We start from the raw sequence: 12,510 nt of genomic DNA, 5'->3' as shown, positions 1-12,510 counted from the left end.
GTACCGGCGTCGGGTCACACCCGGCCGAGCATCGCCTCGCGAACCCGCCCGACCCCGGCCAGGCGCGCGAGTTCGCCGATCAGAACCGGTGCGACGGAACCGATTCCGGCCAGCAGTCGCACGCCGGCCGACGCGACCGTGGTCTCCGGTGTGTCGCGCTCGATCGCCTTGGCCACCGCTCGCGCAACATCCTCCGGTGAACTCGTACCGAACCCTCGCGGAAGAGCGACACCGGTGTTCGCCAACATCCCTGCGTCACGGATCGGGCCGGGAAAGATCGTGGATACGCCGATGCCGGTACCGTGCAGCTCCTGACGTAAGGCAAGCCCGAGGCCGCGCAAGCCCCATTTGGTGGCCGTGTACACCGCGCCGTTCCCGGGTGTCGCAACGAGTCCGGCTCCCGATGAGATGAAGACGATGTGACCCCGGCGGCGGTGCTTCATCGATATCACCGCTGCCCGGGCGAGCGCGGTCGGGGCCAGCAGGTTGATGCGTACCGCTTCTTCGATCTCGCTGTCGCTCAGCATCGCGAGATCCTGTGGGATGCCGACGCCTGCGTTGGCGATGAGGATGTCCACATCGCCCGCACGGTCCATGAGATCCCGCACCTCACCGAGGTCGGTCAGATCTGCGGTCAACGCGCGGGCGGGCGGTCCGAGCTCACCGATCAGTTTCTTGAGCTCCAGCTCGCGCCGGCCTGTCACGGTCAGTGCGCACCCGTGCCCGGCAAGTTCGCGTGCGATGGCCCGGCCGATGCCACCCGTCGCTCCGGTGACCAGCGCGCTGCGGCCTTTCAGTTCCATGTCACGTCCTCAAATATATTCTCTACTTGGATAATTCGGCCATACGTGCCGCGAGCCACCGGGCCAGCGGCGGGACAGCGCGCGAGAGCACATACATCAGGTGCGCTTCGGCGGCGACCGGCGCCACCGCGCGGTTGCGGCCGACTGCGCGCAGGATGTTCTTGGCCACACGCTCAGGGGTGTACCCGCGCTTCCGGTACGCCGACTCGAGGTGCCTGCGCCGTTCGTCAACGTCCCCGCCACCGCGGATCGGGCTGTTCTGCGTGATGGCCGTGTTGATGATGCCGGGACACACCGCGGTGACACCGATGCCATGGGGCCGCAGTTCCATGCGCAGTGCTTCGGACAACCCGAGTACCGCGAACTTCGTTGCGCTGTAGGCGGTCAGCTGGGGGTTGGCCAGGAGGCCGGCCGCCGACGACAGATTGACGATGTGGCCGCCGCGACCCGAGTCGATCATGGTGGGCAGGAAGGCCTCGCAGCCGTGCACCACACCCATCAGGTTGACGTCGATCAGCCATTGCCAATCCTTGATGTTGGTGTCCAAGAAGCCGCCCACCAGGCCGACTCCGGCGTTGTTGACCAACAGGTCCACCCGGCCGAACCGTTCGACGGTGGCGTACGCGAAGCGTGTCATCGACTCGGTCTCGGACACGTCCACCCACGAAGTCAGCACCTCCGCATTCTGGGCTCGGGCCGCGTCAGCGGTGTCGGCCAAGCCGGCTTCGTCCACGTCGCACAGGGCCAGGCGGGCGTGCCGTCGGGCGCACAACAGCGCCACTTCGCGGCCGATACCGCTGCCGGCGCCGGTGACAACCACAACCCGATCGGTGAGGTCGGCGGTCTTGAGTCGGGATCCAGTTATGGGCATGCATTGACGCTAAGGATGCGGCGAGGCTGCCCGCTCGTGCGGATGAGCCAACGTGTGCGCGGTCGATTGTCGCGATGCGCCAATCGCCGGTATTCAACGCAGATGCTGGAGGAGATGGGCGGCAATGCGTTTCGTGGCGTCATGAGCTATGGCCGCTTCTGACTTGGTGAAGCCGTGGTCGATGCCCGGAAAGCGATGGTGAGTGGTCGGGATACCCGCGGCGGACAATCGTGCCGCCAGCTCGTCGCCCTCGGGGCCGAGGGTGTCGAGTTCGCCGGTCAGAATCAGTGTCGGCGGCATCGCGGCCGCCAGCTCGTCATCGAAGCGGGGGGAGGCCAGCGGCTCTCGTGAGCGGCTCGTGTCCACGAGATAGGCGTCGATCACGAGTCGTTGGATCCGTCGCGATATGCGCGGACGTGCCTTGCCCGAGGTGCGGTCGGCGCGGCTGAGGTCGATGACGGGGAAGGCCAACGCCGCTGCCCGCAAACTGATTTGGCCTGTGCGGTACGCCTGCTGGCACACGTTGACGGCGAGCTTCGCGCCGGCACTCGCGCCCGTCACCGACATTCGGGCCGCATCCCAGCCGCGGCGGCCGGCTTCGCTGTGTACCCACAACGCGACATCGAAGCATTGTTGTTCGGCTACCGGATATCGAACCTGCGGGGCCGTGGCGTAGTCGGCCAAGATGACCACCGCACCGACCTCCGCCGCGATGTAGTGCGCGATGTACTCCTCCTGCCGTGGGTTGCGCACGATGAAGGCTCCGCCGTGCAGGTGCAGGTTGACCGGCGGCCCGTCCGCGCCGGACTTGGCGAGTGGACCGTCGGGGTGCGGCGAATAGATGTGGCACCGGACAGCGCCGTGGCGCGTCGCCACGTCGACGATCTCGGGCGGGGCGACCTGCCGTGTGGCGGAACTGAAACTGCGCGGGGTTGGTACCAACGGCAGCAGGCGTTGCGTGAGGTGGGCTGCGATCCGAGTGCCTGCTCGTCGCGTCCTGGTAGACGTAGCTGTGTTCACCCGGCGGAACGGTAGCCAAGTTAGCTCGGCACCGGCTTGTCGCAAAAGGCTGAAAAGCGCGGGTGTCGTTGTGGGTTTTGCCGTCTTGGGGTTTTCCCAGCTGTGTTCCCTACAGTCGTCGCGTGCTCGCCAAGGCCCTTGATGCGTTCCTGGACTCGCCGTTGTCCGGAATCGTGCCCTGGGCGCTGATGGCGATTCTGGCCGGTCCCGGTCGGTATGAGATCGCGGTGTGGGGCGCGCTCGGTTTCTCGCTGCTGGTGCTGGCGTTGGACCGGCGCCGCAACATTCCGGTGCACGTGTTGGAGGGGCTCGGAGTGGCCTTCTTCGTGGTGCTGGCTGCGATCGGGCTGGTGGCCTCCAGCGGTCAGAAGGCGTGGCTGGAGATGTGGTCAGGGGAGGTAACCAATGCCTCGCTCGCCTTGTTTGCACTGGTCAGCGTGTTGATCGGCCGGCCGTACACGACGGCGTATGCGCGCGACGTCATCGCGCTGGACCGTTGGGACACGCCGCTGTTCAAGCGCACCAACATGGTGGTCACCGCGGTGTGGGCCGCCGCATTCGGTTTCTCGGCGTCGGTCGGCTTCCTCGGGGACGTGATTTACGGCAGCACCGACAACTTCTGGACCGGGTGGATTCTGCAGCTGGGCGCGCTGTTCTTCGCGGTGGCCGTCACCGAGTTCTATCCCGAGTACGCCCGCGCCAAGGCTGCGGCGCACGCGCTGCATCCGGTGCCGTCATGGTCGCGGGTGTTCGAGTGGCTGCCACCGTTCGTGCTGGCCACCGGTGTCGCAGGCTGGCTGCTGGCGACGGTCAGCAGCGGGGTGGCTGCTGACCTGGTGGTTGTCGGCGCGTTCGGGACTGCCCTGTTGCGACGGCGCGACCTGCGGGCGCGGGCCACGTAGTTGTCAGGACTTGCCCGGCTCCGGCAGGAACTGGTTGTCGAGGAGCTTTGCGTAGTCGGGCAGTTGTGTGCCCGGGTCGATGGACTTCTGGGTCTTGGCCCACGCCCCGAGTTCGGCCAGCTTGTCGGCCAGGTCCGGATTCAGCTGGATGGTGAAGTCGAACTCGGTGAGCACGGTGCGCAGAAGCTCGGGGTCCAGCTGGGTGGCCTTGGCGACGGCGTCGGTGGCGGCATTGTCGTGCCCGGACAGGGCGGCACCGGCGTCACCGAGGGCGCTGAGGAAGGCGGTGATCGCCTTGCCCTTGGTGGCGACGGCCGATTCGGTGGCGACGAACAGGCTGTGCTGGTTGTAGGTTCCGCCAGTCAGCGCCACTGCGTCGTCGCCGAGGGCCTTGATGGTCTGCGCCTGGTAGGGCTGGAAGATCGACACCGCGTCGACGTTGCGCTGCGTGGCGGCGGTAACGATTGCCGACGGCGCGACCTGCACCAGCTCGGCCTTGATGTTGTTCTGTGCCAGAGCATTCGACACGTAGTAGGCGGCGCTGGTGCCCAGCGGAGTGCCGATCGACTTGCCCGCCAGATCCGCGACGGTGTTGATGCCGGCGCTGCGGCGGGCGACGATACGCGAGCCCTCCCAGCGAGATCCGTCGGCGATCACCCGCAGGGTGGGGGTACGGGTCAGCGCGGCGGAGGTCGGCACGTCGGCGGCGGTGGTGATGTCGACCTGACCGGCTGCCGCGGCCTGCAGAGCCTCGACACCGGACTGGAAGTTCACCACCTTGACGTTCACGTTGTGCTTGCCGAACAGGCCGGTGTCGGCGGCGACGGGGACCTGCGCCCAGGACGGGTCGACGACGAACCCGACGGTGAGCTGATCGGCATTCGCGGTGCCCGAGTCGCTGCAGGCGGTGCCTGCCACGGAGAGCGCGGCGGCGGCAACTGCTGCGGCGACGATGCGCCGAACGGGGGTCTTCACGGATGGGTTCCTTTGTGGGGGTGGAGGGTCAGTGCACGACGTGGTCGACGCCGAGCTGGTGGTGCAGGGTCTTGCGGATCTCGCTGTAGCCGGGCTGATCTGCCAGCGCATCCGCCGGTCGGGGACGGCTCAGCGGGTTGGTGATCTGGTCGACGATCTGCCCGTCACGCAACACGCTGACGGTGTCGCCGAGCCGGATCGCCTCGTCGATGTCGTGCGTGACGAACACGATCGTGCGGTTCAGCCGCGTCCACAGATCGATCAGCAGATCCTGCATGCGCAGGCGGGTCAGCGCGTCGAGGGCCGCGAACGGTTCGTCCATCAGCATCACCGTCGGCTCGCCGGCGAGCACGCGGGCGATGCTGACACGTTGCCGCATACCGCCGGACAGCTCGCCGGGGCGTTGCGCGGCCACCTCGTCACGCAGGCCGACCAGATCGAGCAGTTCGTGAATCATGGCCCGGCGCTCGCGTTTTGACAGCCGCCGGGCAGCCAGGGCGAAGTCGATGTTGTCGGCGACTGTCATCCATGGGAACAGCACATCGCGCTGGAAGGCGACGCCCCGGCGCGGATGCGGCGTGGTGACCGCCTCGCCGTTGTCGGTCACCGAGCCTGCGGTGGCCGTGATGAGACCGGCAAGGCAGTGCAGCAGAGTCGATTTGCCGCTGCCCGAGGCGCCGACGAGGACGGAGAAGGATCCGTCGGGAATGGTCAGGGAGATGCCCTTGAGGGCCGGCTCCGGCTTGCCGGGGAACCTCACCACGAGATCGTGGGTCTGGATGGCCATTTCAGCGCTCCTCCTGGGCCCAGCGGGTAAATGGGGACGTCGCCGAGGCGACCAGCAGGTCACACAGGGCGCCGATGATGCCCAGGATGATCAGGCAGAAGATCAGTCGGTCGGCCTGGGAGAACAGCTGTGCCTGGGAGATCCGATACCCGATACCCGCTGTGGTGCCGGTCATCTCGGCCACGACGATGAGCACGAACGCCATCGCGGCACCCACCCGCAGACCTGACGCGATGTCGGGGGCCGCCTCGGGCAGCACCACTCTCGACAGGGTCTGCCAACGACCGGCCCCCAGGCAGCGGGCGGCCTTCAGATAGTCGATCGGAGTGCTCGCCAACCCGGAGTGGCTGTTGATCCACACCGGGACGAATACCCCGAGCGCTATGACCAGGATCTTGCTGTTCTCACCCAGTCCGAACCACAGGATCGCCAACGGCACGAGGCCGATCGTCGGGATGGGCGAGAACACCCGCAGCACGGGCTGCAGCAGGTTGCGCCCGGTCGCGGTGGTCGCGGTGAGTACCGCGACGACGATCCCGACGGCTGCGCCGATCGCGAAACCGACTGCCGCTCTGCGCAAACTGGCGAGGATGTCGTCGGCCAGCAGGCCGTCGGTCCAGAGGGTGTGCCCGGCGGTGAGGATCTCGGGCACGCTCGGGAACAGCTGCCGCGGGAACCGCCCGGTTGTCACGATCAGAGACCACAGGGCCGCGGTGATCCCCAACCCGGCGAGCGTCCAACCGAGGACACCCAGCCGGGCGAACGCCGACCGCAGCCGGGCCGGGGCCGGGTGCTGTGGCGGGCTCGACGTCGTGCTGGGGACCGCCAAACCGGCTGTCACGGAAGTATTCCCGGCTCAAGTCCCACGGCGTTCAGCGGAGAGCGCAACGTGCCTTCGGGTACCCAGTCGAAGGGGACGGCCTGCGACCGGTACACCAGCGCGGTGCGGGTGAGCCGGTCGACCCCGGGCACCCTGGTCTGTTTGACCTCGGGCTCACCGGCCACGCCGTAACCCTGGTAGGGGCTGTGATACTCCCACACCACATCGCCGTCCGGGGTGACCTGGAACAGCCGACCCTGCATCCCCTCGGTGATCAAGGTGTTGCCGTTGGGCAGACGCTGCGCATTGCTGACGAACGAACTGAAGAAGGTCCACGACGGCAGACCGGAGTCTTCGGCGGTGTACTGCCACACGATTTCCTTGGTGGCAGGGTCGATTTCGAGCACCCGGGATCCGGCGTAGATGCCCAGCGGGGCGGCCGGGTACCCGGCCCCGCCCTGGTTGTCGAACACCAGGATGTTGCCCGCGCCGGGAAGGCCCGCGGCGATCATGTGCGGGTTGTGCTGGCCCGATGTCTGATCGACCGGACGTGGCACCTTGTGCACATTGATGCGCTGATGCTGGGCGCCGAACTCGGCGTCGTAGTAGGGCCCCAGCTTCCAGGCGATCGCTCCCGATGACTTGTCGATCAACGCGATGATGTTGGCCTTGCGGAAGCTGATCAGGATGTTGTCGGGGTGGAAGGGGGAGGAAGGATCCTCGACATGCCACCGGTTGGGTCCGAGGGTTTTGGCGCTGTTCATCTCCAGATAGCCCCATGGATCGCCGGGGTCGCGAGCGACGGCCTGCCGCAGGGCATTCCAACCGGCATCGGAGAATCCGAACTCGTCGAGATGATCACCGGCCAGCCACTGCCAGACGACCTCGCCTTCCGGCGTCACCTCGTAGAGCCCCTGGTCCCCGACGGTATGGTCACCGAGACCGGGCACCACACGGGGAACGGTGGTCAGGACCAGGCGATTGCCGTTGGGCAGCAGCTCCCAGTCGTGGTTTTGGCGCGCCGCCCCGCCAGGTGCCTGAGCACCCCACTCCCAGACGATGTTCGCGTCCCAGTCGAGTTGGCCGATGGTCCCGTTGGCGTAGATGCCGCCGCGAGCGTCGTCGCTGTCGGACAGTTGCACCCCGACGTCGCCGATACGCGCGCCGTTGAGGGCGGGGTCGAGGATGCGTGGTGGCACACCGGCATACGGCCACTCATGCACAACGGTGCCGCTGAGGTCGATCAGTCGGGTAGTGCCGTCGGCGCCGGTGAACAGGACGTAGCTGTCGTAGGCGAGTTCAGGGTCGAGGTAGGTGACTCCGGTGAGTCGTACGAATGCCATGTCAGTCACTCCACCAATGCCCGGTTACCACCATGGGTCCTCCTCGTTACGAATCTAATCGATTAGCGTAGGCGGGCGAATCGTGGACGGAACCGTCACAATCGAGGTGATTCAAACTCTTTCGAGTGATCGCCTACGAGCGGAGGGTCCAGCCGTTGTGAGTGGTAAACGTCCGACACTGGCCGATGTGGCCAACCGCGCCGGCACCTCCACGGCGGTGGTGAGCTACGTGCTCAACAACGGGCCGCGCCCAGTATCAGAGTTATTGCGGGCCAAGGTGATCCGTGCAATCGACGATCTGAACTACCGGCCGGACGGCCGCGCCAGGGCGTTGCGTCGGCCGCGGCGCTGGCGGCAGATCGGACTGCTGGTTCCCGATCTCACGCTGCCCCTGTTCGGTGAGTTCGTGGGGCGGATCGAAGTGGAAGCGCGGGCACGCGACCACCTGACCCTGATCGGCAACACCGGATACGACCCCGAGCGGGAGCTCGAGTTCGCCACCGCGTTCGCCGAGGTCGGTGTCGACGGGCTGCTGGTGGTCGGGGCGGCGAACGCCACGCACACGGGGAATCTCTGTCGGCGGGAACGCATTCCCGTGGTGTGGATGCACAACATCCGCGGCGCGGTCGAAGCGGACATCATCGGGGTGGATCACGTCCAGGCCGGCGAACTCATCGCCCGACATCTGCTCGACGTCCACGACTGTCGCGACATCGCGTTCGTCGGCGGTGTCACTGCGGACGATGTCCGTCACGGCGACCGGGAAACCGTGCGGCAGCGATTCGAGGGCGTCGCCTCCGTCGTCGGCCAGAGCCTCCCGCACGTCCGCACCGATCTCACCCCGTCCGGCGCCTACGGTGCGGTCGCGGAGTTTCTGCGCGGAGGCGCTTCGCCGCACGCGTTCGTGGTCGGGACCTACGGGCAGACGGCGGCCACGATCCGCGCGGTCGCCGACGCGGGTCTGCGTATCCCCGAGGACATCCGCGTAGTCGGCTTCGACGGCGCCGCGGCCGATTACGGACGGCTGCGGCTCACCACCGTGCAACAGCCGGTCGATGCACTGGCCCGCCGTGCGCTCGGCCGGCTACTGGGCGATTCACCGGGCGCCGAGGACGGTTTCGTGCCGGCGCTGAGGGTGGGGGAGACGTGCGGTTGTGCGGGTTCCCCGCCGCCCGGCTGAGGCCCTGCGTTTCAGTGGTGCAGCACCGTCCGCATGAGTTCCGGCAGCGCGTTGGCCGACTCGGGGTCGTGCCCGAAATGTTCGATGACCTGCACCTGGATCTCGCCGACGACACCGCCGAGAACGGCACCGACCGCGATCATGGTCGGCTCGTCATCCTTGAACACCGGGCGCAGGATCGACTCGTATTCCTCATTGGTGAGCTGACCCATCTTGTCGATGATGGTCTGCTCCAGGTCGAGGGCGCCCATGGCGTAGTCCTGTGCGTCGACCAAGGTGGTGGGGAGCCGCTCGAGCACCATCTGCACCAGGTTGTCCTTGAACGCGTTGTAGCGCTGCGTGCCGACCGCGAACTTGACCAGCGGGGTGGCGATGCCGGTCTGCGCGTCGATGGCCGCTTCGACCTCTTTGCCGACTAGCGAGAACAATTTGTCGGCACCCGGACCGCGCAGCACACCGTCGAACAGGATCTCGGGGGAGAACAGGTCTTCGGCCAGGATCCGCGCATAGTCCTTGGTGATGATGTCGCGCTGAGCGTGCAGCAGCCCCTGGAACTGGATGAAGCCGAGGTACTTAGTCGGGCGGACAGGCCGGAACAACATGTTGAGCGCGATGTAATCGCTGATGAAGCCGACGCCGAAGCCGAATGCCGGCATGATCCACGGGTTCTGGAACAACGCCCATGCCACCACCTGGACGAGCCCGATACCCAACCCGAAGTAGATGCCGCTGCGCCGGACGAATGCCATGGCGTTGTCGCCGAGCCCGCGCATCAGCTTGTTCAGCTTGTCCTTGTTGCGGACGAGCGTCGTGACGGCCAGGTACTGGATGTCGACGAACCGGTTGAGGTCCGCCCGCATCTCGTTGAGCATCTTCTCCACGACCTTGGGGGTCTGGTCGTGAATGCGGGCCTGAATCGCGTTGCGCGCCGCATCGGGCAACGAGTCCCACAGTCCGGGTCGGATCTGCTCGGCGATATCGCGGGAGATCTCGTCGACCACCTGGGTCAGCGGCTCGCGCAGCGCGTTGACGGCTTCCTTCGCGTCGACCTTCTCGAGCAGTTCCTCCGGTTTGAGGAGGTTCTGGGTGAGTAGCTCGATGGTCTTCGAGCCCACCTTGCCCGCCCGGCGTGGCACGATGCCCTGCCAGCCGAACGGCCCGATTCCCTTGAACTCCATCGGCCGGTAGATCATCTCCAGCGCGACGATCTTGGTGCTCCATCCGACGAACGCAGCGACGAACGGCATGGACAGGTAGATCAGCCAGTTGACGCTGAAATCGGCCTTGATCTCCTGCCACGTCTGGACCGCGAGAATCGTCTCGGCCGTATTCATGCGCGATCCGCCTTCGGCTTCTCGCTGGTGCTCATGCGCGGTCCGCCTTCGGCTTCTCGCTGCAGTTCATGCGCGATCCGCCTTCGGCTTCTCGCTGCAGTTCATGCGCGATCCGCCTTCGGCTTCTCGCTTGGGGGTCACGAACCGTCCCGCAGCACCGCGGACTCCCACAAACCGCGCCCCAGGCCCGACAGCGACAGGGTCAGCTTCTCCACCCGTGCGGCCAGCGGCCCGCGGGAGCCGTTCTTGATCGCCTGCAACACCATCGGCTCGGCCAGGAGCACCTCGTACTCGGCCTTCTGGGAAGGGTCCTCGGGACCGGTCTCGACCAGACCCAGCGACATCAGATGACCGACGTACTGCGGGACCATGCCGGGCAACGCCACATTGGCGGTGCGGCCGATCAAGCAGGCGTTCTCCAACACCGCCTGGCCGGGGGTGCGCGATCGGGTCCAGGTGTGGATGTTGACCAGCGGCGACGCGTCGCCTTCGGAGAGCGCGCCGAGGATCCGCGCTTCGTCGGCGACCAGCTGGTCGAGCAGCCGGTGGTACAACTCCACCTGGCTGCCCGCCGTGCTCTGATCCAGAGCCCGGTCCAGCAGGCGGTCCATCTTGGTATTGAGCGATTCGGGCGTCGGCTCCTCCGGCGTGGCGATTGTCACCGGTCGGGGTGCCGCCGAATCGATGGCCTCCAGCCGGTTCTTCACCAGCGTGGCCAGTTGTTCCTCACCCCAGGCCGCCAGCTTCATACTCGTCTTGGCGGCGTCGAGCGCGCGATCGGCGATGCCGAAAGGGTCGTACCGCTTCGGCAGCAGTGGGCGCTCGTTGCGCGGGGTGCGGATCGCGATGGCGATTTCGCCGACGGGCGTGGCGAACCTGAACGCCCGCCGCTGCGTGTTCTTGCGGCGCACCGGAGCGTCATCGGACACCGTGTCGTCCGGACCCCTCTTCGACAGTTCCTCTGACATCACTGATCGATCGCCTCCCCACCTACCTGCTGTCCCCGAGCTGTGGGCACCGTACCCGGTCACCTGGTGAGGTGCCGAAGTCGCAGGTGGTTGACGGGGGTTTGTGAGCCAGCAGGCGGTGTCCCTTCCGGTGGATGAGGACAACGCGATTGTGCGATTGCTCAAAGGCACTCGTCGGTGTTTGGGCATTATCTGCTCGCTACAGGCGTGCACCGGGAGTGATGCTGGCAGTCGAACAACCGGCGATTCGAAAGGCTGGAAACCACAGATGAGCACGCGTAACGGCATCATCGGCGCACTGCCCGCCACCAAGGTCCCCCGCTATGCCGGGAAGGGCACATTCGCCCGTATCGCCGACATCCATGAGGTGTCCGACTACGACATCGCGATCCTCGGCGTGCCCTTCGACGGCGGCACCTCCTACCGGCCCGGTGCCCGGTTCGGCCCGATGGCCGTCCGTCAGGCCGCGCGCACGCTGCGCCCCGGCTATCACGTAGAGCTCGGGGTCGCGCCGCTGGAGCATGTCCAGGTGGTCGACGCCGGCGACGTCGCGGTCACGCCGTACAACATCGCCGAGGCCTGCCAGCAGATCCAGGATCACGCCTCCGACATCCTCGCCGGCGGCGACCGCCGCATCGTGTCGATCGGCGGTGACCACACGATCGCGCTGCCGAATCTGCGTGCGCTGCATGCCAAGCACGGCCCAGTCGCGCTGGTCCACTTCGATGCCCACCTGGACACCTGGGACACCTACTTCAACGCCCCGGTCACGCACGGCACGATCTTCCGGCGCGCGTTCGAAGAGGGCTTGTTGATCGAGGATCACTCGATCCACGTCGGCATCCGCGGCCCGATCTACGACCAGATGGACCTCGACGACGACGCCCGCATGGGGTTCAAGATCATCCGGGCCGGTGACCTCGACGTGATCGGCATCGACGCGGCCGTCGACGTGGTGCGCCGCCGGGTCGACGACCTCCCGGTCTACCTGTCCATCGACATCGACGTGCTCGACCCGGCGTTCGCCCCGGGCACCGGCACCCCCGAATCCGGTGGTCTGACCTCACGCGAACTGCTCAAGATGCTGCGCAAGATGACCGGGCTGAACATCGTCGGCGCCGACGTCGTCGAGGTGGCCCCCGCCTACGACCACGCGGAAATCACCTGCGTGGCGGCCGCGACGGTGGTCTTCGACATCGTGTCGCTGATGGTCGCCGGACGGGTGTCCAATCTGCCCGTCAACGGTGAAGTTGCTGCCACAGCCACGTAATCGAGTAGCATCCGTCACATAACTGAATACGTCGATGACGCATTGCGGGAGAACCTCCGATTCGGAGGCGCCGTAGGAGCAACTCCTCCCCGGGAATCTCTCAGGCCCAATACCGCAGTGTCGAGACAACTCTGGAGAACAGTGCGATCGCATGGATCGCGCTTACCGAAGGGGAAAGGCGCAACGCGCTAAAACTCTCAGGTTTCAGGACAGAGCGGGGAGGTGTCACCAAACGAC

12 protein-coding genes and 1 riboswitch are annotated in these 12,510 nt (G+C 66.5%); of the genes, 3 read left to right on the top strand and 9 right to left on the bottom strand.

Translation table 11 applies throughout. The features are described from left to right. Positions 1–14 precede the first annotated feature (14 nt). The 3 genes from AB0I14_RS01890 to AB0I14_RS01880 form a co-directional block, all read right to left on the bottom strand. Positions 15–803 (bottom strand): SDR family NAD(P)-dependent oxidoreductase, encoded by a 789-nt coding sequence (locus AB0I14_RS01890; protein ID WP_358015044.1) that lies wholly within the window; start codon positions 801–803, stop codon positions 15–17. Positions 804–825: 22 nt separating this feature from the next. Further along, complete coding sequence (locus AB0I14_RS01885; RefSeq protein ID WP_358015042.1) at positions 826–1,674, bottom strand: SDR family NAD(P)-dependent oxidoreductase; 849 nt, start codon at positions 1,672–1,674, stop codon at positions 826–828. A 93-nt stretch (positions 1,675–1,767) separates the two neighbouring features. Further along, entirely contained in the window at positions 1,768–2,694 is a 927-nt protein-coding gene (locus AB0I14_RS01880; RefSeq protein ID WP_358015039.1) for an alpha/beta hydrolase, read from the bottom strand. A gap of 122 nt (positions 2,695–2,816) precedes the next feature. On the opposite strand from AB0I14_RS01880, the gene AB0I14_RS01875 reads away from it, so the two are divergent. Next, on the top strand, positions 2,817–3,596 hold the full coding sequence (locus AB0I14_RS01875; RefSeq protein WP_358015036.1) for a hypothetical protein: 780 nt from the start codon (positions 2,817–2,819) through the stop codon (positions 3,594–3,596). A 3-nt stretch (positions 3,597–3,599) separates the two neighbouring features. On the opposite strand, the gene AB0I14_RS01870 is transcribed toward AB0I14_RS01875, so the two are convergent. From AB0I14_RS01870 to AB0I14_RS01855, 4 genes are read right to left on the bottom strand one after another with little or no spacing between them, the layout of a single operon-like run. After that, complete coding sequence (locus AB0I14_RS01870) at positions 3,600–4,571, bottom strand: ABC transporter substrate-binding protein (RefSeq protein ID WP_358015033.1); 972 nt, start codon at positions 4,569–4,571, stop codon at positions 3,600–3,602. A gap of 28 nt (positions 4,572–4,599) precedes the next feature. Next, positions 4,600–5,358: an ABC transporter ATP-binding protein gene (locus tag AB0I14_RS01865; RefSeq protein ID WP_358015030.1), complete on the bottom strand. Its 759-nt coding sequence runs from the start codon at positions 5,356–5,358 to the stop codon at positions 4,600–4,602. A 1-nt stretch (position 5,359) separates the two neighbouring features. Further along, a complete protein-coding gene (locus AB0I14_RS01860) occupies positions 5,360–6,199 on the bottom strand; it encodes an ABC transporter permease (RefSeq protein WP_358015027.1) in 840 nt (279 codons plus the stop codon). Then, positions 6,196–7,521: an aryl-sulfate sulfotransferase gene (locus AB0I14_RS01855; protein ID WP_358015024.1), complete on the bottom strand. Its 1,326-nt coding sequence runs from the start codon at positions 7,519–7,521 to the stop codon at positions 6,196–6,198. Before AB0I14_RS01855 ends, AB0I14_RS01860 begins: the two co-directional genes overlap by 4 nt. A 157-nt stretch (positions 7,522–7,678) precedes the next feature. Between AB0I14_RS01855 and AB0I14_RS01850 the strand changes: the two genes are divergently transcribed. Continuing rightward, entirely contained in the window at positions 7,679–8,701 is a 1,023-nt protein-coding gene (locus tag AB0I14_RS01850; protein WP_358015021.1) for a LacI family DNA-binding transcriptional regulator, read from the top strand. Positions 8,702–8,712: 11 nt separating this feature from the next. Here the strand turns inward: AB0I14_RS01850 and AB0I14_RS01845 are convergent, their stop codons facing one another. Both AB0I14_RS01845 and AB0I14_RS01840 read right to left on the bottom strand, forming a co-directional pair. Next, positions 8,713–10,035 carry a DUF445 domain-containing protein gene (locus tag AB0I14_RS01845; RefSeq protein ID WP_358015018.1) on the bottom strand — a complete coding sequence of 441 codons (1,323 nt, stop codon included), beginning with the start codon at positions 10,033–10,035 and terminating at the stop codon, positions 8,713–8,715. Positions 10,036–10,172: 137 nt separating this feature from the next. Beyond that, positions 10,173–11,003, bottom strand: coding sequence for an Abi-alpha family protein (locus tag AB0I14_RS01840; protein ID WP_358015015.1), 831 nt, complete (start codon positions 11,001–11,003; stop codon positions 10,173–10,175). A gap of 268 nt (positions 11,004–11,271) precedes the next feature. Here AB0I14_RS01840 and speB point away from each other — a divergent pair, with 268 nt between their 5' ends. Continuing rightward, entirely contained in the window at positions 11,272–12,273 is a 1,002-nt protein-coding gene (gene speB, locus AB0I14_RS01835) for an agmatinase (protein WP_358015012.1), read from the top strand. 35 nt (positions 12,274–12,308) lie between these two features. Beyond that, positions 12,309–12,398, top strand: a riboswitch (glycine riboswitch). Positions 12,399–12,510: the final 112 nt, after the last annotated feature.

The organism is Mycobacterium sp. NPDC050441 (genome assembly GCF_040655355.1).
In the GTDB taxonomy this organism is placed as follows: domain Bacteria; phylum Actinomycetota; class Actinomycetes; order Mycobacteriales; family Mycobacteriaceae; genus Mycobacterium.
The sequence above is the reverse complement of the archived record's forward strand: the minus strand, read 5'-3'. Positions and strand labels throughout refer to the sequence as shown.